This is a genomic window from Desulforhopalus vacuolatus, from assembly GCF_016918505.1.
In the GTDB taxonomy this organism is placed as follows: domain Bacteria; phylum Desulfobacterota; class Desulfobulbia; order Desulfobulbales; family Desulfocapsaceae; genus Desulforhopalus; species Desulforhopalus vacuolatus.
Window position 1 is genome coordinate 46,890 of record NZ_JAFFPZ010000017.1, and the last position, 21,437, is coordinate 68,326.

The 21,437-nt window shown below is 46.3% G+C and carries 16 protein-coding genes; 5 read left to right on the forward strand and 11 right to left on the reverse strand.

Translation table 11 applies throughout. From position 1 onward, the window contains the following. Positions 1 to 105: 105 nt before the first annotated feature. The 6 genes from JWG39_RS11135 to JWG39_RS11160 all read right to left on the reverse strand — a co-directional run bounded on the left by JWG39_RS11135 (position 106) and on the right by JWG39_RS11160 (position 10,472). Positions 106 to 990: a transglutaminase family protein gene (locus JWG39_RS11135; protein ID WP_205219480.1), complete on the reverse strand. Its 885-nt coding sequence runs from the start codon at positions 988 to 990 to the stop codon at positions 106 to 108. Further along, positions 987 to 3,512 (reverse strand): circularly permuted type 2 ATP-grasp protein, encoded by a 2,526-nt coding sequence (locus JWG39_RS11140; protein ID WP_205219481.1) that lies wholly within the window; start codon positions 3,510 to 3,512, stop codon positions 987 to 989. The genes JWG39_RS11135 and JWG39_RS11140 overlap by 4 nt, the downstream gene beginning before the upstream one ends. Before the next feature lie 69 nt (positions 3,513 to 3,581). Further along, positions 3,582 to 6,926, reverse strand: coding sequence for a transglutaminase family protein (locus JWG39_RS11145; RefSeq protein ID WP_205219482.1), 3,345 nt, complete (start codon positions 6,924 to 6,926; stop codon positions 3,582 to 3,584). Between the two features lie 83 nt (positions 6,927 to 7,009). Next, on the reverse strand, positions 7,010 to 8,005 hold the full coding sequence (locus JWG39_RS11150; RefSeq protein WP_205219483.1) for an alpha-E domain-containing protein: 996 nt from the start codon (positions 8,003 to 8,005) through the stop codon (positions 7,010 to 7,012). 10 nt (positions 8,006 to 8,015) lie between these two features. Further along, positions 8,016 to 9,461: a circularly permuted type 2 ATP-grasp protein gene (locus JWG39_RS11155; protein ID WP_205219484.1), complete on the reverse strand. Its 1,446-nt coding sequence runs from the start codon at positions 9,459 to 9,461 to the stop codon at positions 8,016 to 8,018. A gap of 219 nt (positions 9,462 to 9,680) precedes the next feature. Next, positions 9,681 to 10,472 (reverse strand): transglutaminase-like domain-containing protein, encoded by a 792-nt coding sequence (locus tag JWG39_RS11160; protein WP_205219485.1) that lies wholly within the window; start codon positions 10,470 to 10,472, stop codon positions 9,681 to 9,683. Between the two features lie 269 nt (positions 10,473 to 10,741). Here JWG39_RS11160 and JWG39_RS11165 point away from each other — a divergent pair, with 269 nt between their 5' ends. Next, the gene (locus JWG39_RS11165; RefSeq protein WP_205219486.1) at positions 10,742 to 10,954 is read left to right on the forward strand and encodes a hypothetical protein; all 213 of its coding nucleotides are present in this window, start codon (positions 10,742 to 10,744) and stop codon (positions 10,952 to 10,954) included. Here the strand turns inward: JWG39_RS11165 and JWG39_RS11170 are convergent. After that, positions 10,929 to 12,083: an HD-GYP domain-containing protein gene (locus tag JWG39_RS11170; protein WP_205219487.1), complete on the reverse strand. Its 1,155-nt coding sequence runs from the start codon at positions 12,081 to 12,083 to the stop codon at positions 10,929 to 10,931. The genes JWG39_RS11165 and JWG39_RS11170 overlap by 26 nt on opposite strands. 270 nt (positions 12,084 to 12,353) lie before the next feature. Next, the gene (locus JWG39_RS11175) at positions 12,354 to 12,644 is read right to left on the reverse strand and encodes a helix-turn-helix domain-containing protein (RefSeq protein WP_205219488.1); all 291 of its coding nucleotides are present in this window, start codon (positions 12,642 to 12,644) and stop codon (positions 12,354 to 12,356) included. 46 nt (positions 12,645 to 12,690) lie between these two features. Between JWG39_RS11175 and mgtE the strand changes: the two genes are divergently transcribed. After that, on the forward strand, positions 12,691 to 14,055 hold the full coding sequence (gene mgtE / locus JWG39_RS11180) for a magnesium transporter (RefSeq protein WP_205219489.1): 1,365 nt from the start codon (positions 12,691 to 12,693) through the stop codon (positions 14,053 to 14,055). A gap of 420 nt (positions 14,056 to 14,475) precedes the next feature. Here mgtE and JWG39_RS11185 read toward each other — a convergent pair whose 3' ends face one another. The 3 genes from JWG39_RS11185 to JWG39_RS11195 form a co-directional block, all read right to left on the reverse strand. Next, positions 14,476 to 15,447 (reverse strand): succinylglutamate desuccinylase/aspartoacylase family protein, encoded by a 972-nt coding sequence (locus tag JWG39_RS11185; protein ID WP_240192103.1) that lies wholly within the window; start codon positions 15,445 to 15,447, stop codon positions 14,476 to 14,478. Positions 15,448 to 15,547: 100 nt separating this feature from the next. Next, positions 15,548 to 16,813 (reverse strand): RimK family alpha-L-glutamate ligase, encoded by a 1,266-nt coding sequence (locus tag JWG39_RS11190; protein WP_205219491.1) that lies wholly within the window; start codon positions 16,811 to 16,813, stop codon positions 15,548 to 15,550. 21 nt (positions 16,814 to 16,834) lie between these two features. Beyond that, a complete protein-coding gene (locus JWG39_RS11195) occupies positions 16,835 to 17,341 on the reverse strand; it encodes an ATP-dependent zinc protease family protein (protein ID WP_205219492.1) in 507 nt (168 codons plus the stop codon). Positions 17,342 to 17,835: 494 nt separating this feature from the next. Here JWG39_RS11195 and JWG39_RS11200 point away from each other — a divergent pair, with 494 nt between their 5' ends. The 3 genes from JWG39_RS11200 to JWG39_RS11210 all read left to right on the forward strand — a co-directional run bounded on the left by JWG39_RS11200 (position 17,836) and on the right by JWG39_RS11210 (position 21,165). Further along, positions 17,836 to 19,293 carry an NfeD family protein gene (locus tag JWG39_RS11200; protein WP_205219493.1) on the forward strand — a complete coding sequence of 486 codons (1,458 nt, stop codon included), beginning with the start codon at positions 17,836 to 17,838 and terminating at the stop codon, positions 19,291 to 19,293. 2 nt (positions 19,294 to 19,295) lie between these two features. Continuing rightward, positions 19,296 to 20,069 carry a slipin family protein gene (locus JWG39_RS11205; RefSeq protein WP_205219494.1) on the forward strand — a complete coding sequence of 258 codons (774 nt, stop codon included), beginning with the start codon at positions 19,296 to 19,298 and terminating at the stop codon, positions 20,067 to 20,069. Positions 20,070 to 20,328: 259 nt separating this feature from the next. Then, positions 20,329 to 21,165: a hypothetical protein gene (locus JWG39_RS11210; RefSeq protein WP_205219495.1), complete on the forward strand. Its 837-nt coding sequence runs from the start codon at positions 20,329 to 20,331 to the stop codon at positions 21,163 to 21,165. The last annotated feature ends 272 nt before the right edge of the window (positions 21,166 to 21,437 follow it).

Genomic DNA, 21,437 nt, shown 5'->3' on the forward strand with positions numbered 1-21,437 from the left:
TCCGATTTTTTTGGCAAAAACCCTGACAGAGCAGCGCACGAGTACAATGCAAAAAGATGCACATACTGTTAAAAACTACAAAAGTCAGACTGACGTTCGCTGTTGTTACTGTCTGCTCTCCTGTGCTGCAACATCAACCATCACAGACAGCATATGGGCCCCTCCTCCCATAACCACCCCTTTTACCGGAGCAACATCTCCGTAATCCCGCCCCCAGGCAACGGTAATATAGGAATCATTGACAATCAAATTGTTGGTGGGGTCCAGATCTATCCAGCCAAAATCAGGCACAAAAACAGAAAACCAGGCATGGGATGCATCTGCACCAACCAGTTTGGGCTTTCCAGGCGGAGGAATTGTTTCCATATAACCGCTTACATAGCGTGCTGCAAGGCCAAGCCCCCGCAGGCCGCTGATGGCAAGATGAGCGAAGTCCTGACAGACACCTTTTTTATTTATCAGCACCTGCTCGACAGTTGTATCGACAGTACTCGCAGTCTTGTCGTATGTAAATTCCGTGAAAATACGCCGAACTAAATCGATGGCTCCGTTCAGTACAGGCATCCCCGGAGGAAAAGACAGTCTGGCGTAAGTTGTTGCCGCAGCAGTGATGGTGACCAGCGGGCTGGCAAAGACAAACTGCGACGCCTCAAGTTCAATAGACTGCTTACGTTCTACCAGCCGCTGCACGGCTGTTTCATAAGGAACAGTGGTATTAGCTCCTGGAATGACAGGAGGTGACGTCCTGACGATGCTGGTGGCAGACATTATCAATTCATTATGTGGATGCTGCACCATGAACACGTGAACCGTATTGCCAAAATAATCAGTTCGACAATGCAGATACTGGGGCATGGGAACAATCGACAATTGAAAATCGATAACCTCCTGGGAGGGTGTTGGCCGGGGATGCAGTAAAAGTTCATTCTGAGACAGTGATGCCGGTGCAGAATACTTATAACTGGTGTTGTGAATAATGCGGTATTTCATACTGCAGGCTCATCTGAGATTATTGCGTAATGGCGTGTTGCAGGGACACGACTGAGATAATGCCCACTAATTTCCAGGGCGAACTTTTCTAAGAGAGCTGCCATGGAAGTCAAAAATGCTGTCAGTACTGCATCTTGAGGTGCCTTGTCTCCACACTCTATTTCTGTCAGATTGAGCAGTCGAACAGTTGTAAGCATTTCCAGGGCAATCCGTTCCTCCGCACAGGAGAATCGCCTCTCTCCCTGGCTGGGCAGGTGTTTAACATGGTTCACAAGCTGGCTGAACTGGAAAGCCAGTGACTTGGGATTGCTTTCATCAGCCAGCAGAAGATCCAGCACCGGTGCCAATTGAAATGTGGATTTGTATCTGGCCCGATATGTCATCAGACTGTCAGACGCTTCCAGCAGGGCTTGCAGGGTGTTCCGTATGTTGCTGCACACCTCAGGCAGACCGATTCGGAGAAGGACTGCCTGATTCAAGGCCCGCTCGATTCTACGGCCCATGTCCATGAAACGCCAGCCCAGGCCGCGGGTCATGCTTTCCATGGCCAGTCCGCTAAAAGCGCTCAGGATGAATAAGGTTTTATCTAAAAGCTCTAAAGGGTCACTGAAGGGATTATCAGCAAATTCCTCCAGTCGGTTGAGTGCCCGGGAAGAGTCGGCAGAGAGTCGATCCCGAACCCTCCTCGCTGTTTCCTGCACACGCCGTAAAATGAATACAACACTTTCCGGTTGATCCTTGCGGTACAGTGCATCATGGAGATAGTGCATCAACTCCTTGTAAAAGGGAGTGCCTCTCTCTGCCGCAAAAATCTTGGGAATGATATTCTTTGTCCGAAGAATATTGAGCAAAAAGGGCAACTCTGGAATTTCATCAAGTCGATCTTCACCTGATAATCTCAGGTATACTGCACGCAACAGGCGTATTATTCCTTCGGCGCGCTCAAGATAACGTCCCAGCCAGAGCAGGTTGTCGGCTACCCGGCTGGGGAGATCATTACTGCGTTTGAATTCGGTGATGGTATGGAATCCATCCAGCATGGAGAAAGGTTCGATCGGTTTATCCGACAACACCCAGATATCCTTACTCTGCTGTTGTTCAGGAGAACCTTTTGTGAGTGTTTCAACATCGCCTGCGGTAATCGCCAGACCTCCCGGCATAACAGAGAAGCCATGCTCCGTTGCGCAGGCAAAAACCCGCACAACATTATAGCAATGCCTGGCACCCTCGATATCCCATGCTGGAACTGAAGAGGGAGTCACCGGAGCGGAAACCATATACTCTGATGGATTTGTTTGTATCTCTGCTCTTACATCAGCTGATTGATCAATTACGGCTGATGTCTCCATGGCCGAACCGACGGTCAACTCTTGCAACCGGGCCATGGCATGATTGAGCCCGTCACTGTTGCCACACCACCAGGCAGGGTGGTTTTCCAGCAGCAGGTCTGCGTTGAGCAGTTGCTGACAAAGTTGAGGAAGGAACGTTTTTAATATTGGTGTCTCGACAAAGCCGCTGCCGATGGGATTAACGATATCGATGTTTTGTTCACGACAGACCTGGATGAGCCCGGCCACTCCATTGGCTGTTTCACGCCGCAGAGCAAAGGGGTCACTGCTGAGATCGGGAATGTGGCGGAAGATGGCCTCTACAGGCTCAAGCCCGGCCAGTTTTTTTAAAAATACCTTGCCGTTGCGTACGGTGAGATCCTGTCCTTCCACCAGTGGATACCCCAGATAGCGGGAGAGCAGGGCGTGTTCATAGTAGATACGGCTGTCAGGCCCCGGAGAAAACAACACAATACCAGGGTCTTTTTTACGAAGAGAGGCCCGTTGGATCAGGGCGCTGTGAAAGGTCTGGAAAAAAGGTGCCAGTCGGCGAATCTGGGTTTTATGATAGAGTTTGGAAAATACCCGTGACATGACAATGCGGTTTTCCAGGGCATAGCCGAGACCGGCGGGGCTGGAAGCATAATCCCGCAGCACTCGAAAATGACCGTCAAAACCACGATAAAGGTCTACGGCATAAAAGGTGAGAAAACGGTTTCCCGAAGGCTGAATTCCATGGCAGGAATGCAGAAAGTTGGGATTTGCAAAGACCAGTTCAGCGGGAAGACTGCCATTTTTTAACAAGGACTGTGGCCCGTAGGTATCCGCCAGAACTTTTTCGAGCAACTGTGCCCGTTGCATCACTCCCTGTTCAATGACTGTCCATTCGCCCTCTGCAATGGGCAATGGAATCATGTCAAGCGCCCAGGATGTGGTCCGCTCGGTGGAGTTATCGAAGGGGTTTATCGTCGAGCCATCTTCATGGCGCATGTGCCTGGCTTTCTCATGATGCTGCTTGAGATCTGCAATATTTTTGGCGTTCAGTGCGCTGAGAATTGGCTGCCAGTGCCTGCGGGGCTGAGCCTTACCAGAAAATGCTTCACAGTAGACATTTGCTGGTAAGGCTTCCATGTCAAAGATGGATGTCGATCTGACGTTTTGTCCGAAAGAACTGTTAAAATCCGTGTTACTCATATACTGCTGATGCCTCATTGCGGTTCTGACTGCATAATGAGCGATATAATCGTCGCTCCCGTCGCCTATTTACCGTTTTGGGGTCCGTAAATCAAGAGTATAAGGAAAATAACGATTGACCTCTTCAGGTGGCACAGTGATTACATTCCCCGGTGTATGCCCATGGGGAATGAATCGAGCATTGCGACGTCCTTCAGCTTCATAGGAATTAACCGGGAAATCTTCAGCACTGCGTCCGCCGGGATGCCCAACATGATATTGACAACCACCCACTGCCCGCCCGGTCCACGTATCAAAGAGATCAATGGTAAGCGGCGCATGGACGCCAATTGTTGGATGATAACAAGAGGGTGGCTGCCACGCTCGATAACGTACCCCTCCGACAAAGACTCCTGCGGTCTGCGTCGGCTGCAATGGAACACGGCGGCCATTGCAGGTAACAATATAGCGTTCTTCTGTCATCCCGGAGACTTTTACCTGGATCCGTTCAAGAGAGGAATCAACATAACGCGCTGTGCCACCACTGCCCTGCTCCTCCCCCAGAACATGCCAGGGCTCCAGAGCCTGGCGCAATTCAATCTCCATGCCCTGGCAGGTTACTCTGCCGTAAATGGGGAAACGGAACTCAAAATGCGGATGAAAAAAATCCATGGATACGGGATATCCTGCCTGATTAAGTATCTGTAAAACATCGGCAAAATCGTCGTGGACCATTTGCGGAAGCATGAAGCGATCGTGCAGGCGGGTGCCCCAGCGGACCAAATTTTGACGATATGGTGTTTGCCAGAACCAGCTGACAAAAATTCGCAGCAGAAGCTGCTGGGCAAGGCTCATCCGGGCATGGGGGGGCATTTCAAAGGCTCGAAACTCGAGCAGCCCCAGGCGTCCTGTCGAACTGTCCGGGGAATAGAGCTTGTCGATACAAAATTCTGCTCTGTGGGTATTCCCGGAAACGTCCACAAGAAAGTTCCGATACAGTCTGTCAACCAGCCACGGGGGACATGGAAAATCTGAACGTGTTTGTCTGTCCTGCTCGGCAAAGGCTATTTCCAGCTCATAGAGACTGTCATGTCTCCCTTCATCTATACGCGGCTGCTGGCTGGTGGGGCCGATAAAGAGGCCGGAAAACAAAAATGACAGGGAAGGGTGATTATTCCAAAAGGTCACAAAACTGCGCAGCAAGTCAGGCCTGCGTAAAAAGGGACTGTCTGCCGGAGTAGCGCCACCGATGACAATATGGTTTCCTCCCCCCGTACCTGTATGGCGGCCATCGACCATAAATTTTTCGGTGCCGAGCCGGGTCTCTCTCGCCAGTTCATAGAGTTTCGTGGTGCAGGCAACCATCTCCCGCCAGCTGTGCATGGGCTGAATGTTGACCTCTATAACACCTGGATCGGGAGTTACTTTTAAACTCTCCAGACGGTAGTCCTGGGGAGGTGCATATCCTTCGAGGACTACCGGCAGTTTCGTCTTTTTAGCGGTTGCTTCTATGCAGCTGACCAGGTCCAAATATCCCTCAAGCGAGGTAACAGGCGGCATAAAAACGTATAGCCGTCCATCGCGGGGCTGCACAACGAGTGCTGTTCGAACCAGCCAGGCTGCTGATTCGCCAGGCACAGGTTTGGGATCTTTAAAGGGTTCGGGCTGGGCGTTGATGTCATCGCCTGCTTTGTTTTTTTGAGAAGCCTTCTCCTTTTTAACACCCCTGCCTTTTTTATCGGCTTTGCCTTTTCCTCCAACTGGCAGCGGTTCCCGGTCAGCCATGGGATCCAGTGTAGAGTCAACCGGAAGATCTTTTTCGGCAACCCAGGGTAAAGAGTCGAGTGGCAGACGCAGGCCCACGGGCGAATCACCCGGCAACAAAAACATGTGTTTAGATCTGAGAGGCCATGGGCCACTTTTCCATGAACCATGCTGCAGAGGCAGGACATATCCCACGACTGCACCAAGACCGCGCTCAAAAGCGTTGACCATCCGCTTTCTTTCCTCAGAGTCCTCTAATTTGGGATCTGTGGGATCAACATTGACTGGAAGGTTCCTCTCTTTCAGCAGATAATAGAGAGTATCCTCAAAACTCTCACGGATATACTTTTTGTTCACCTTGAGGGTTTCAGCCAGGGTATTGATAAAGGTTTTGGCTTCAGTGATACCAAAACCATAATCCACGTCAAAATCAGCCATCCACTTATCGTTTTTCCATATCGGCTCGCCATCTTTTCTCCAATAGCAGCCCAAAGCCCATCTGGGCAGAGATTCGCCGGGATACCATTTCCCCTGGCCGTAATGCAGGAATCCCCCTGGAGCCCACTCCTTTTTCAATTTTTTAATAAGTGTTTCAGACAGCCCCAGTTTCTCTTTACCAAGTGCGTCCGTAGTCCACTGGGGGCTTTCCATATCATCAATGGATATAAAGGTCGGTTCGCCTCCCATGCTTAACCGAACGTCTTGATCCAGGAGTTCCTGATCAACCCGATCTCCAAGTTTGACAATATCCTCCCAGATCTTTTCAGGATAGGGCCGCGTAGAACGTGGCTCTTCAAGGATTCGGGTCACCGACATGGAGTGGCTGAATTCAACCTCACACTCATCCAGTGCCCCCGTTATAGGGGCCGCACTCTGTGGCTCGGGTGAACAGGCCAGAGGGATATGGCCTTCTCCAGCAAAGAGTCCGGATGTTGGATCCATTCCCACCCAGCCGGCGCCGGGGAGATAGACCTCAGTCCAGGCGTGAAGGTCGGTAAAATCGACTTCGGTGCCGGATGGCCCGTCCAGAGATTTAACATCCTGTTTCAACTGGACGAGATAGCCGGAAACAAAGCGGGCAGCGAGGCCAAAATGTCTGAGAATATTGACCAGCAACCAGGCGGAGTCCCGACAGGAACCACTTCGAAGCCGCAGTGTCTGTTTACAGCTCTGCACGTTTGGTTCCATGCGAATCAGATACTTTATGTCATTGCTCAACTTCGCATTCAGGGCCACCAGAAAATCAATTGTTCGCCGGGGAGTACAATCAATTTCTTTAAGGTATTTTTTGAGTCTTTTATCTGTCTCAGACTTTGCCAGATAAGGAATCAAATCTTCTTTAAGATTCTTTTCGTAGGTAAAAGGAAATTCTTCTGCATCCGGTTCCAGAAAATAATCAAAAGGATTGATAATGATCATATCCGCCACCAGATCGATCTCTACCTCAAACGTGTCTGTTTTTTCTGGAAATACCAGACGTCCCAGGTAATTGCTGAAGGGATCCTGCTGCCAGTTGATGAAATGCTCTGCGGGCGTCACCTTCATCGAGTAACTGAGGATAGGAGTCCGGCAATGAGGAGCCGGGCGCAGCCGCACTATCTGTGGAGCGAGATTGATGGCGCGATCGTAACTGTAGGTTGTCTTATGATTTATAGCGATATGAATTCCCACCGGTATTCCTTATAATATTAAATTATCCAGACATTGTTTCGCTTCCCGGTTGAACAATGTGCTTTCTTTCTGCTTCCCGGGACTCAGGATTGCGTGTGTGTCTGCGATTGCTTATCGGTTGTCGTGGTAATCTGGGGTTCGATATTAAAAAACGTTGAGCTGATTGTGCCTCCCATCGTGTTAAAACGACGCTGCAGATTGTCGAGAAACTCGTGGAGACCGGAATCAATAACCTCGTCAATATCAGTATATTCAAGGTCCGCCTGCATTCGGCCCAGATGCTTTTCGGCGCTGTTGGTGACCGACCCCGGGGGGGTCCCGGAAATGCGGTGCAGATAGACCTGTGCTCTGGCGATACAGTAGTAAATGGAGCGAGGGAAATTTTTGTCAAAAATTAAAAAATTAGCAACATTTCGAGGGGTTATATTATGAAACTCTTTTCGGTACATTTCAAAGGCACTGGCCGAGCGAAGCACGGATATCCATTGAATGTTATCAATGGGGGTGTTCACTAAATCTGCCTGCGGGAGTAACATGAAATACTTGACATCGAGGATTCGTGATGTTTTATCCGCCCGTTCGATCATCACTCCGATCCTGGCAAAGTTCCATGCCTCACCGTGACTCATAGTGCTGTCCAGCAGACCGGTGAACAGATGGCTGCGCATTTTAATAATGTTGTAAAATCGATCAGGATCCTGCAGGGCCATCTTGATACTTTCTTCCTTCATCAGCTCCAGATAGAAATTATTGAGATGTTCCCACATTTCCGAGGAAATGATTTCGCGAATGGAACGGGCGTTTTCCCTGGCAGCAGCCACACAACTGAGAATAGAGTTGGGATATGTTCGATCAAAGGTTAAAAACCAGAGGACAGCTTCCTGGTTGTAGTCCGTTTCGTTTTTCTCAAACAGCTCCTGATCTCCGGTAGTCATTACCAGTGGTAACCAGTGTTGATCCTTTTCCGAAGGCATATCCAGCAATAAATTGAGATTGACCCCGATAAAGCGTGCTACATTTTCTGCACGTTCAATATATCGGCACATCCAGTAAATTGAATTGGCGACACGGCTCAGCATTCCCTTTCTCCTATGATTGATGTGGTAACAAAACCCAGGTATCTTTACTTCCACCACCCTGAGATGAGTTAACTACAAGCGATCCTTTCTTTAATGCGACCCGGGTCAGGCCACCCGGCTGCACGTAAATATCCTTGCCAAAGAGAATATAGGGCCGAAGATCCACATGACGCCCCTCGATGCGATTACCGACAATAGTTGGTACCCGGGACAGTGAAAGGGTTGGCTGGGCAATATAATTACGCGGGTTGTCTGTAATCAGTCTGGCAAACTGTTCTCGCTCTGCTTTCGTGCTGTGCGGGCCAATGAGCATGCCGTAGCCGCCGGACTCATTGGCAGCTTTAACAACCAGCTCTTCGAGGTGGTCAAGAACGTATGCCCGGTCTTTTTCTTCCCGACAAATATAGGTGGGCACGTTGGGCAGGATAGGCTCTTCACCGGTATAATATTTTATAATCTCAGGCACATAGGCGTAGATAACCTTGTCATCGGCGATGCCGGTACCCGGAGCATTGGCCATGGCAATCCGACCTTTTTTATACACATCAATCAGGCCCTTAACGCCAAGAAGCGAATCCGGTCGAAATACTGCAGGATCAATAAAATCATCGTCAATACGCCGGTAGAGCACATCGATACGTTTCAGGCCCCTGGTGGTCAGCATATAGACAAACCCGTCAGACACCACCAGGTCGCGCCCTTCGACCAGCTCCACGCCCATCTGTTGCGATAAAAAGGAGTGCTCAAAATAGGCGCTGTTGTACATGCCTGGAGTAAGTATCCCGATAGTTGGCGACTGGATCTCATCTGGTGCCAGATATTCAAGCATCTGCAATAATTTACCAGGATAATCGTCTACCTGCCGCACTTGGGACTCTTCAAAAAGCTGGGGAAAGGTTCGTTTTAAGACCTGGCGATTCTCCAGCACGTATGAAACGCCGGAAGGACAGCGCAGATTGTCTTCCAGCACGTAAAAACACCCGTCACCGCCTCGGACCAGATCTGTACCCGTTACATGGCACCATATCCCGCGGGGTGGCGTGAATCCCTCACATTCCTTTCGATATGTCCGACTGCTGAAAATCAGATCTTCAGGGACAATTTTGTCTTTCAGGATCTTTTTGTCGTTATAGACATCCTGGATAAATTCATTCAGGGCAAAGATTCGCTGCTTGAGACCGGCTTCAATCTGCTCCCATTCATTACTGGGAATAATGCGCGGGATCAAATCAAAGGGGAAAATCTTTTCAGCCCCTTCATTCTGGCCATACACGTTAAAGGTGATGCCCATTTTAAGGAGCAAAGCCTCCGCAGCTTTCTGACGAAGGACCAAATCTCCCTCCGGCAGTGAGTTTATCTTTTCCACCAGCAACTCAACTCCGGGGCGGGGAATACCTTTTTCGTCAATCAGCTCATCATAAAAGCCTTCATGGTCATCATTCCTGAATATTTCCATCAAACCTTTCCTTTTTGAAGTGTATTAATTCTTTATGCTTCACTTTGTTTCTCTTATTTACGGGTATCTTGAAGCAGCCTGCATTTGTTCAGAGTTGAGGCACAGGAGAAAATTTACCATCTGTAACTCTAATAGCGGAGTCTGGCGTTTACCTCCGAGGATAAATTTTTGACTGTAACGAAGGAGATGAACGATTATTTGATATTCCCTTTACTCCAATTATTCATCGTCTATTTGCTCTACCCTGACCCTCTGGGTTGTCGGATATGCTGCAGGTCCAAACTGGTTATAAACAGCCACATCTGCAGCATCACGACCATAACCAAGAACGACATATCCACCTTTCACTTCGCTCTGAGTAGCATCGAAAGTATACCACCGTCCCGCCAGGTACGCTTCGAACCAGGCATGCAGATCCATAGGATGCAGATCATAAAGATAGCCAACAACCATCCGCGCGGGAATGCTCAGGCTGCGGCAGAGTGCTATTGCAAGGTGGGAGAGATCACGACAGACACCCCATTGTCGGGAATTGACCTCTGTTGCCGAGACAGGGGAATCATCCCCACATGATTCAAAACGTATATTCTTTCGCACCCAGGCTTCGATAGCCGCAACTTGATTGTAGCCAGGCCGTTGGCCCTCCGTAATGTCAGCGGCCATCCTGCCAAAATGTTCTGTCTCGCAGTAGCGACTGGGAAGCAGGTAAAGAAGTACCTCGTCGGGCAGATTCTGGATCTCGACAAAAGGAGCGTCCCTGGCTCGATCGACACTGTCGGCCAAAATTACTTCAGCACCGGTATTTATGGAAAAGATCCCTGGCGGGGCAATTAAACGCTGGCAGAGATTCCCGTACGTATCAGTAAATTCAGATACCGATTTTCTCGGTATGATGATGTATTTTTCACTGACTATCCATTGCTGCGCACCACTGCGTGGTCGCAGCATCAGCACAAATGGCGTTGGCACCGTAATTTCAAATGTTAAATCACACGTCGTATATAAGTGCATCTTCCTTCTCCCATGTACCAATCTCTGGAAACACACCTGTCTGCTCGTCAGGGATCACGCTCTTGAAGCACGATCCTGTTTTCTTTTCCCTGAATAATTCGTTACGCAAAATTCGTGCCAAATAAAAGGAAAAACGTCATCGCACCTGTCGTGGCCTATGCCGCATCGAATATTTACAGAGCAGATGTAATCAGCATGCAACTTTGTAATCATTTCCCAAATAAAGAACAAAAATGTAACGTATAGGGAAATTTTCACTGAAGGGTCCCTTGAAATCCTTTCTGCCGGGTCGACGTCTGGGAAGAGCAATGGAGTGGGTGATAAACGACAAAAGCTGCAAGATCGACAAGATTGCCATTATCGTCACTCAATTTTATATACCTGTAACAGCACTGGCCCAGCGCTGGCCGCATTTATGGGGGATTTTTCAGTCTCTCTCTTCGCAGGCAAAAACAGTTACCAATGGACATCCCTGTCTTTAAATTCTTTCTGAATATTAACAACCTTTGATTCTTCATTTATTAAGACATTAACGCAATCTCGATCGAGTTTCTTTTCACTCAGTTTTCTCAACTCATTAAACGCTTTTTCATTTGTCCACGCTTTTTTATAAGGTCGTTCACTCGTTAACGCATCAAAAACATCAGCTACACTAACAATGCGCACTGAAATTGGTATTTGATCTTGCTTTAGACCGTCTGGGTATCCCGAACCATCCATCTTTTCGTGATGCCATCGAATTATTTCGTTGAGCATTGAAATATGAGGAACATCTACAAGATTGTACGCATTAATCAGCTTTTTTGCAAGTTCATCACCTCTACTGGCATGTCCCTGCATGGTTGCAATTTCCTTCTTCGTCAGGTGGCCACGTTTTAATAAAATGTTATCGGCTATTGTTAACTTTCCAATATCGTGAAGTGGCGCGTACAGATAGATGTAATTAATGTCGATATCGGTTAATTGATACTTCAAGGCAACACCTCTTGCGATTATCAGAGAATATATCGCCATGCGCTGCTGGTGTTCAGCTGTTTCTGGATCTCGACCAAAACTAACTATTTTCATTGATTCAACAGTTGATTTTAAAACATTTAGTTTTTCTGAATTATATTGTAATAATAAAGCAAAAATCATTGATATCAGACGTAATCTTTGTACTATTTCTTCATTAAAAACGTTTTTTTTTCTCGAATTTGCAAATAAGAATCCGAGCAGCTGTCCGTTAATAATTAATGGGATAGAAACACTTGATAAATAACCTGCTTGACGAATTAATTCTGTGTGGTAATGTTTACTGTTATCTAAAATCGAAATATCGTTAATAATTCGTTCCCTTTGCTCCACAACCAACTCTTTGAGTGAAGTGCAATTCGAGAGAATCGCTTCATAATTATGAATATCAGTGTCTTTGTCTTCGTCATATACATACGTCTGAAGTACATCTCGCTCAACATGGTAAATCGCGATTGCCAGGCGATGAACGAAAGGAAAGGTCGTTGTGAGATCAACTCTAATCTGATGAGCTTTTTGTTTTAAATCGGAATGACCTGCTAAACAGGAAGATAATTCAACTTCCCGCACTTTTTTAACCTGAGATCGACTTTCCATGAAATCACCTGCATGATTGAGTGCTTGCTTTAATTGAAAATTTTAGTTTAATAAAATCAATTCCAATCCGCTTTCTCTTTTTCATTCTCGGAGGCTGTTCTGCACTGTCTGCGCGATCAGAAAGAAAAGAAACCTCGGCTCGTTTGCGTTTCCCATGCTTCCGGCGACATCTGGTCTGCCGTGGTTGATACGTGTGGATTTCCCCCCTGCCTGTCTTTGTTCATCCAGTTGGAGAGCGATTTCTAGTAAATTCAACATGAAATCAATACCTTATTGATTTACATAGCCATCCGGACGGAACCACGTCCGTGCAGTCTGCAATTCTTCGAGCCTGGGCTTTGCGGCCTTCTCAGTAAACCGCCGTCTGGCGGTCACTGTGACCAGAGCATGAGAAGGATTATACTCCCACTCAAAACTGTTGCGACAAATTTCACGTGAAATTGTACTCTTAAAACGATTCAGCACACCAGCAATCTCAGTTTGAGATCTTCCCGTTTGAAGAAAGGCCATGATCTGGTATTGTTTCTTTTCATATCTCGGTGTTGCACTTTTTGTGCTCATCCAGCGATTCTTCACTGTAAATGTGCAAAATAAGAAAGGTTGAAAAATGGTAAAAAACAATAAGTCCCTGGAAATTCTCAGCGACCTCATAGCACAAGAAAAAAAGATAGAATTAACAAAATTCATTGAAACACTCAGTCCCCAGGATACAGCCTGGACTATTTCAAGACTCTCTGAAAATGACAGGCTTCGCCTGCTCACTTTATTAAGCCCTGAAGATGCTGCCGATGCCATAGAAGACATGCCAGAAGCTCAGGCAGCAGATATGGTTGAGGATATGCCGTCTGCACAGGCTACTGCAATATTGGAGGAACTCTCCAGTGATCATCTCATTGATGTACTCGGTGAAATGGAGAGCAGTGCAAGTGATGCTGTTTTGTCGAATATGGATCCCCATGATGCCGAAGAAGCAAGGATCTTGCTGGCTTATGATACAAGCTGCGCCGGTGGATTGATGGTGTCGGAATTCCTTGCATATTCAGCTGACAGTACAATCAATGATGTTCTGGATGATTTACAAAAAAATCGCGAAGAATATGTTGATTACAATGTGCAGTATTTTTATGTGACTGATGAGAGTAAACAGCTGGTGGGAGTACTTCGCATTCATGATCTTCTTTTTCCCGCAAGAAATACCAAACTTGCTGATATCATGATTAAATCACCTCTCAGTGTGTCAGATACGGCCACCCTGAGAGAGTTGAAAGAGTTTTTTGAGGATCATCATTTATTTGGTGCACCCGTTGTCAACAGCGAGGGCAAATTCGTGGGTGTGGTTTTGCCCAAAAGTATTGAGGAAGCTGATAATGACCAGCATACGAAATCTTTTCTGCAATTAAGTGGAATTATTGGTGGTGAAGAATTTCGAACGATGCCTTTGCTCTCACGTTCGGGGCGACGCTTGTCATGGTTAAGCCTGAATATTGTCCTCAATATAATCGCGGCCAGTGTTATTGCTCTCTACCAGGATACTCTTGCAGCAGTTATTACATTAGCAGTGTTTTTACCAATGGTGAGTGACATGAGTGGTTGTTCTGGAAACCAGGCGGTTGCGGTCTCCATGCGTGAGCTTTCTCTTGGTCTGGTTCGGCCAAAAGAGCTCCTGTGGGTGTTGGGCAAGGAAGCCAGAATTGGAATAATTAACGGTTTGGTGCTCGGTTTACTTCTTGGCGGAGTTGCATATTTATGGAAAGGAAACCCGTGGCTGGGTCTTGTCGTTGGTGGAGCTTTGGCGGCAAACACACTTGTTTCTGTCAGTCTTGGTGGAATGTTACCCCTGATATTGAAACGTTTTAAACTTGACCCGGCTCTTGTTTCAGGTCCGCTCCTGACCACAGTCACAGATATGTGCGGATTTTTCTTCGTATTGAGTTTTGCAAGTGTCGTTCTGTCAAAATTAGGAGGAATGTGAAAATTGTGAGGTGATTACAGGGTTCGTTTCTGCAATCACCTCCCAATTTTATATGTTACTCCGAAGTCCTTATACCATTTACATTTTGTATTGACTAGAGAACGCAACTGCGTGGAAATTTTTTTGGGCTATTACAAATGGATAAACAGGATGTAAAACGAGCATAACTTAATAGAAATGGTCTAATCATACGAAAAAGGGCATTTTTTATAAAAGCGTAACTTCTTAAAGTTTTTTGCCTTTATTCGCATGATTAGAGCTTTTATTCGTTGGCAAAAAGTTTTTCGCTGTTCCGTCTTTTGCTTTTCCCGTCTCCTTTCTCCTGTCTCCCATCCCCCTGCCTTTGAATTCGCCAATAGAAAGTGAAAATGGCATTTAGTATGGTCACAACTTAATAGGAATGGTATCACTCCGGAGTCCTTATTCCTCCGGCGGTTCGGTTAAAAGAACACTGGAGCTTAATTCTTCCAGGACCTGCTGTTCAAGACCATCTTCTTTTGCACGCAATTTTTCGAATTTATCAGGGCTGTATTTCCTCGGTAATTTACCGAGGTTGCAGATAGGTTCCCCGGGACTGATGGAGGGCAGGCTCGTCATTCCCATCACAACACCATTGAATGGCGCATAAATTGTACTTTGCCCCTCTCCAATAATGGTTGTATTCGTTGCAAGAGGCTGATCTTTTTTTACGATATCACCGGGCTGAATATGAAAATCAAGAAATCCCCCCTGATCTGCCCTGATCCATTTCGATTTCTCAATCACAATTTGATAGGGAGGACTTTCTATCTCATTGTCCAGCATTTTCAGTTCGATCAGTACGTTCTTTATTCCACGAACTGCAGTTTCTACAATGCCCGGTTCTACTTTCCAAACCTCGCCACCTTCCATTATAATAGTTGGACATCCGGCAGCAGATGCTTCCCGGCGAAAGGAGTTCTTAGGGCCTTTTCCGTTAATTATGATCTCTGATCCGAATGCTTCAGCAATCCTGCGAACTTCAGGATTATCCAGGTCGGCTCGAACGGTAGGGTAATTTGTTCGTCTCACTGATGCAGTGTGTAAATCGATACCATAATCACACCGCTTCACGATCTCGTTAAAAATTGTAAATGCCATTCGACCGGCAAGGCTGCCATCGGGAGAACCGGGAAATGAACGGTTCAAATCACGACGATCCGGCAGGTAGCGGGAGTGTCGTTCAAAGGCAGGCAGATTCAGAACGGGAATTAACACAACAGTCCCTTTCAGTAATTGAAACGCATCATCCTGTATCAATTGTCGAACCGCTCCACAACCATTGATTTCGTCACCGTGTAAAGCGGCTGTTACAAAAACGACAGGTCCGTCTTCAATCGCACGGCGAATGTGAATCTGTATCTCAACATTCATACTGCTATAGCTTTCGCCTATAACAAGATGAACATTGCGTGATTCCCCTGGAGCAATTTTTTCACCAAACCAGTCGGTAATCGACTTTTGGGGTTCTGGTTTACTCATCGTCAGTTATCCCTTTATTTGCAGGTATTGAAACGGATTCAATCTTTCCAGATTCTTTAAAGACTTCATCCGCTACGGGAAGCTCAGGTAAATTTTTCACTTTTGGACGCCTTTTCCGACGTATTTTTGCCGGGGTCATATCACGCATTCGCTCGAGTTTACCAAAACAAAGCAGGCGATCTCCTGCGGTTAATTCTCGCACAGGTTTGGGGTTAGGTATAATTTTTCCATCTCGATGAAGGGTCAGTACTACGATATCTTTTTCTCGTAAACCTGATTCCTTAATCGTTTTTCCTATGTATTCAGACCCCTCAGGTATATAGATTTCAGCAACTCCGTAACCACTGCTTACGGTTAACCGCTGGCGGAGATCAATTTCTGAAAAATTCACCTGAGCAGCGATGTAATCAATTATAGATCCAGCAATATCAAGTTGTGTACATCCCTCAATTCCCTCTAAACCTGGTGAAGAATTGACTTCCATTATCTGTGGTCCATCTTTCCCTTCAAGAAGATCTACTCCTGCTACTCGAAGGCCTAAAATTTGTGCTGCCCGGACAGCAGTTTCTTTGTAAACATCGTCAAGATTTACAGGTTCAGTGATTCCACCTCTATGAACATTACTCCGAAATTCCTGTCCTTGAGCTACTCTTCGCATGGCACCTACGACCCTGTCACCAACAACAAAAGCGCGGATATCCCTTCCCTTGCTCTCTTTAATGAATTTCTGAATGAGAACACTCTGCTTCTGGCTCTGTAAAAGTTCTATGATCCCAGCAGCAGTATTGAGGGAATTTGCCAGGATAACACCGATTCCCTGAGTTCCTTCGATCAATTTTATTACAACAGGGGCTCCACCAACACGCTCAATTGCAGGGAGAACATCTTTTTTATCTCTGACAAATGTGGTTTGGGGAATGCCGATAGAGTGACGACTGAGTATTTGTAAACTTCGCAACTTATCTCTTGAAGTAGAAATACTAACGGAAGAGTTCGTACAAAATACATCCATTTGTTCGAATTGTCGTACAACTGCGGTTCCATAATAGGTGATTGATGAACCTATTCTTGGCAACACTGCATCATATTGAGAAAGACGCTTTTGACGGAAATACAGTTCGGGCAGCCCCTGGTCCAGATCAATAGCAAACTTCAGGGTATTTAAAACTTTAACGTTATGTCCACGTTCCAGAGCAGCTTCACGAAGTCTGCGTGTACTGTAACAGTTAGGATTACAAGAGAGAATAGCCAGTTTCATAGGTACCTTTATCTTTGAGATTTAGAAATCAATTTTTTTTGATTTCTTTTTTAGAGTGGCCTGCTTCATTATCTTCTTCCGTTTTGGCCTGCCACCATAATAGGATTTTCCAGCATCAACGAGGAATCGTCCTCTAAATGCTTCACGCCCGAGAAGCATTCTAAAACCCATATTATCTCGACTTGCAAGTGTTAATTCAACAGGCCATCTTTCACCAAGAAATTCGATCTCTGCCATTATCACGGGGCGCATTTTTGCAATACCACTTGAGCTTTTAACAGACCTGAACTCAAGAATCTCAGCTTCCACAACGATCTTTTTTTCCTGTGATCGCTGGAGAGGATGAACTTTAAAGCGGACCCATTGGCTCCCGTCCCGATCGAATGTCTGCACATCGAAAGCGTGTAATGACGACGATCTTGCTCCTGAATCAACTTTCACTTTTATCGCTTCAATCCCCAGCTCAGGAAGGGCTACCCACTCTCGCCAGCCAATAACTGTCAAATGTTTATTTTTTAGTTTAGCCATCTGTCCTCATTTTTTCATTTATGTCATAAAAGTATAAATAATCCCTGGCCTCTTTAACTTTTTCTACAATAAACACAAAATGCAAATATAATATAGTGGTATCTGTAAAGAGAAGGGGACAATCTGAAGATTAATTATACGCAATGAGAGAAAACAGGGTGCTGGATGAGAGTAATACGTGCAGCAGCTCTTCACGGTTTACATGTAACATATTGAAAAATCGATATTATTTTTGAAAATAAGGCGTGATTGCCAAAGTAGAAAGAACAACACGTGCATCAGCTGCCCGTAACGCTCTCTTTTTAAAAAGTACCAGGCGTATTGAGATCACTATGACAGCGGAAGGGGGAGGAAATCGTGAGGTGATATTCACTTGAGAGGCAAAGGCGTTGACTTTCAACCCACTGTTTTTATCCTTTATATTTAGAACTGAATGAATCAATGATCAGAATCATTCACGTTGAACCCGACTCAGTTACCAGGGAGGTCACTCTATGCAAGACGGGATGCGTTCATGGATTAGACGTGTTGTTGGGTTGCTGTTTGTTTTAAGTGCACTGAGTATAGCTGCCCCGGCATCGACAATGAGCAGTGGCGGTGTCCTTGTACTGCATCTGGATGGAGTTATTGGACCGGCAACCGCTGATTATATTCACCGGGGTCTCAAACGCGCAACCGAAAATGCCTCCGGACTGGCAGTCATCGAAATAGATACCCCTGGTGGCCTCGATACCTCAATGCGTTCAATCATTAAAGATATTCTTGCATCTCCGGTTCCGGTCGCCACTTTTGTTGCCCCTGAGGGTGCCCGGGCAGCCAGTGCCGGCACCTATATACTGTATGCCAGCCAGATAGCTGCAATGGCTCCGGCGACTACTCTCGGCGCAGCCACTCCGGTAGCAATCGGCATCGGTGGCCGCCAGCCAGGCGCAACGCAACGCGAACCATCCGCTACCGCCCCTGATAACACAACCGATCCAAAGAACAACCAGCCATCAGCAGCAGGGAGTCCTGCAGTAAAATCTCCAGCCACAGATATTATGAGCGCCAAGTCCGTAGAGGATGCCACAGCCTATATCCGAGGCCTGGCACAACTTCGTGGGCGCAATGTTGATTTTGCCGTGCGGGCGGTGCGGGATGCTGCCAGCCTGTCGTCGCAGGAAGCCCTGGAGCAGGGTGTAATTGATCTCATTGCCATCGACCTGACGGATCTCCTCACGAAACTCAACGACCGCAAGGTCCCACAGCTGAATGGAACAAGAGTGCTGATTACCAGGGATGCAGTGGTTGAGCATTATCATCCGGACTGGCGCAATCGTATTCTGGCAACACTTGCCAATCCCCAGGTTGCCCTGGTTCTCATGATTATCGGCATCTATGGCCTGCTTTTTGAGTTTACCCTGCCTGGATTCGGTATCCCTGGTGTGGCTGGTTTGATTTCGCTTTTGATTGCACTTTACGCCTTCCATTTGCTGCCGGTGAATTGGACCGGGGTGCTGTTGCTGGCAATTGGAGCTTTACTTATGCTGGCGGAAGCATTTGTTCCCAGCTTCGGTGCACTCGGCGTGGGCGGTATTATTGCTTTTATCGTCGGTGGAGTCTTTTTGATGGATACGGAAGCCCCGGGTTTCGGGATTCCATTGACGTTGATCATCGGTCTGGGGGTTACCAGTGTTGTCGTACTGTTTGCTCTTGGCAGCCTGGCCGCTCGCAGTGCTCAAAGACCGGTGGTGAGCGGTGGCGAAGAAATGATTGGTGCTGTTGGCACCATTATCGGTCCGGCCAATGATGGTGAATGGTGGCTGACAGTACATGGAGAAAACTGGCACGCCCATTCAGAGACATCTTTTCAACCCGGCGACAGGGTGAGGGTTGATCGTCTTGATGGTCTCACTGTGGATGTTTCACCCATACACGATTTTTCTCGTTCTTCTCTCAAACGGAGGTCCTGATTATGTTCGATTTTCAACTGGTCTATATCCCTTTTCTTCTGCTTGTTCTGATTCTCTTTGCTTCGATCAAAATTCTGCGTGAATACGAACGGGGTGTCATCTTCATGCTCGGCCGCTTTTGGAAGGTGAAAGGGCCTGGGCTGATGATCGTTATCCCTGGTATTCAACAGATGGTAAGGGTGGATCTTCGTGTCGTCACTATGGATGTGCCACCGCAGGATGTAATCTCCAAGGATAACGTCTCAGTGCAGGTGAATGCCATCGTCTTTTTTCGTGTGGTCGATCCCGAAAAAGCGATCATTCAGGTAGAAAACTTTTTGATGGCCACCAGTCAACTTGCACAGACCACACTGCGGGCCGTACTCGGCAAACACGAGCTGGACGAAATGCTGATCGAACGGGAACGGCTGAACCTTGATGTGCAGCAAATTCTCGATGCCCAAACTGATTCCTGGGGTATCAAAGTCACCAATGTTGAAATCAAACATATTGATCTCAATGAAAACATGATCCGGGCAATTGCCCGGCAGGCCGAAGCAGAGCGGGAACGGCGGGCGAAGATAATCCATGCCGAAGGAGAGAAGCAGGCGTCTCAAACGTTAATGGAAGCAGCGGAAATACTGTCACAGCAACCAGCCGCCATGCAATTACGGTATCTGCAGACGCTGACCCAGGTTGCCGGTGACAAAAGTTCAACTCTGGTTTTCCCAATACCGGTGGATTTAATTGGCGCTCTTATGGGCCGCAGTGAAAAAGATTCAACAAAGGAGCATTGATGATGTCACCAACCTTTTTTTGAGCTTCAACGCTTTGAAAGAGGGTACATCAATATCCTCTGCCTGGGGGGATATTGCAGCGGATAATTTTTCCTGGTGATGTGATTGCTGGTTCAGGATAAATTTTTTACTGTAACGAAGAAGATGGACGAAAAACTGATTATTCAAGGTAGCCACAAGGAATTGAATACACTCCAATTCCCTTCCGGGTACCTTGAAACAGCTTGAATTTTATACTTTTTTAATACAGGAGGATTCTTTGAAAGAATTAATATATTTAATAATATTAGTGGTATGCTTCTTTCCGAATACGGGATATTCACTTGATCGTAAAGGAAAGCCAGGCAAATTTGTTATTATATTTATTGATCCAAAAGTAAAATCATCTACCATACAAATGGCTGCGATGAAGATTCCATTAGAAATGGATATAAAGTGGTATGAACGAAATGGATACAACTGGGTTATTCGTGATTCCAGCAGGGATGATATAGCAAAATTTATATTAAATCCTCGAGTTAAATCGGTTGCATTTTATGGGCACGGGAGTTCAACAGAACCAACTTTTGGTGATTTTACAAGCAATGGCTGGCAACAAATAATAAAAAATAAAATAAAAGAACAACTGTTGAAAAAAGGATATAATCGTAAAAATGCAGAAGCTATTGCGTATCAAAGCAGTATGAATTTTGACTTGCAAGATGTCATTAATCGTGGATGCGGATCTTTAAAGAATCCCAATATAGCGAATAGATTTGTTCGAAGAGGTGAAAAGTATTATGGGTGTAAAGCTTCTAAATATGCACCTATGAGTCCTAAAGCATGGGTATACTCAGATGTTGACTGTATGATAGGAGAACATACAAGTGCAGGAACAATTACCCCTGAAAGACGTAAAGTGCACTGCAAAGGGCATCTCCTCTATTGCAAACAAAGAGGAACGGTCTATAGCTATCCCAAAACAGCAATAGATAAAAATTTAGATGGAAAATGTGATAAGTGTGGATTGCCTTATATGTTACAAGGGAAACTGGCACCAGGATTAAGAGGCGCACAAAGAGGTGATGTGTGGTGCAGGGACACACCTAATTTTTAAATATAAAGCTTATATTTCGCACCTTGCAAAAAAAATATTTTTTTAAAAAAAAACGTCAAACATTCAAGATGTTGTCAAGCAAGAGATGATCTTCATTTTAACTCTATACTAAGATGAGTGATTTACGCTTTATTCCCCGTTTTCACATTACACTAACCTGAGACTCTTCTTTGCCAAGTATTCGATGTATGCTTGTTGCCAGTTATAGCCCGAGCATGGGTAGTGTAACTTTTCTAAAATGGGTTTACGCTGTTGATCTTCCATTGGCTGCC

Excerpts from the sequence above, each read along its gene's own strand:
- JWG39_RS11135 (WP_205219480.1), bottom strand. The coding sequence starts at position 990 with ATGAAATACCGCATTATTCACAACACCAGTTATAAGTATTCTGCACCG.
- JWG39_RS11140 (WP_205219481.1), bottom strand. The coding sequence starts at position 3,512 with ATGAGTAACACGGATTTTAACAGTTCTTTCGGACAAAACGTCAGATCG.
- JWG39_RS11150 (WP_205219483.1), bottom strand. The coding sequence starts at position 8,005 with ATGCTGAGCCGTGTCGCCAATTCAATTTACTGGATGTGCCGATATATT.
- JWG39_RS11155 (WP_205219484.1), bottom strand. The coding sequence starts at position 9,461 with ATGGAAATATTCAGGAATGATGACCATGAAGGCTTTTATGATGAGCTG.
- JWG39_RS11160 (WP_205219485.1), bottom strand. The coding sequence starts at position 10,472 with ATGCACTTATATACGACGTGTGATTTAACATTTGAAATTACGGTGCCA.
- JWG39_RS11170 (WP_205219487.1), bottom strand. The coding sequence starts at position 12,083 with ATGGAAAGTCGATCTCAGGTTAAAAAAGTGCGGGAAGTTGAATTATCT.
- JWG39_RS11175 (WP_205219488.1), bottom strand. The coding sequence starts at position 12,644 with ATGAGCACAAAAAGTGCAACACCGAGATATGAAAAGAAACAATACCAG.
- mgtE (WP_205219489.1), top strand. The coding sequence starts at position 12,691 with ATGGTAAAAAACAATAAGTCCCTGGAAATTCTCAGCGACCTCATAGCA.
- JWG39_RS11185 (WP_240192103.1), bottom strand. The coding sequence starts at position 15,447 with ATGAATGTTGAGATACAGATTCACATTCGCCGTGCGATTGAAGACGGA.
- JWG39_RS11190 (WP_205219491.1), bottom strand. The coding sequence starts at position 16,813 with ATGAAACTGGCTATTCTCTCTTGTAATCCTAACTGTTACAGTACACGC.
- JWG39_RS11195 (WP_205219492.1), bottom strand. The coding sequence starts at position 17,341 with ATGGCTAAACTAAAAAATAAACATTTGACAGTTATTGGCTGGCGAGAG.
- JWG39_RS11200 (WP_205219493.1), top strand. The coding sequence starts at position 17,836 with ATGCAAGACGGGATGCGTTCATGGATTAGACGTGTTGTTGGGTTGCTG.
- JWG39_RS11205 (WP_205219494.1), top strand. The coding sequence starts at position 19,296 with ATGTTCGATTTTCAACTGGTCTATATCCCTTTTCTTCTGCTTGTTCTG.